Genomic DNA, 255 nt, shown 5'->3' on the forward strand with positions numbered 1-255 from the left:
TCCCTACCTTGGAGGGGAAACTGTATTTGGCTTCGGTGGAGGACCGGTTCTCCGGGCGTCTGCTCGGCTACGCCACCAGCGCGAATCATGATGCCGAACTGGCCTGTGCCGCATTGAAAATGGCCGCCGCCACCCGGGGTGGGTTCGACGCGATCGACGGGGTTGTCTTCCACTCTGATCGCGGCAGCGAATACACCGCCGCGGCCACGAATGCCCTGTGCCGGCACCTCGGTGTGGTGCAGTCGATGGGCCGTG

The 255-nt window shown here is 64.7% G+C and carries 1 protein-coding gene; it reads left to right on the forward strand.

Features of this window, described 5'->3' with window-relative positions:
* Positions 1-35 precede the first annotated feature (35 nt).
* Positions 36-255: DDE-type integrase/transposase/recombinase (locus IU459_RS38110; protein ID WP_324199186.1), on the forward strand; the 220-nt coding region annotated here is incomplete at its 3' end.

Origin of the sequence: Nocardia amamiensis, assembly GCF_015477605.1 — a bacterium.
GTDB lineage: Bacteria > Actinomycetota > Actinomycetes > Mycobacteriales > Mycobacteriaceae > Nocardia > Nocardia amamiensis_A.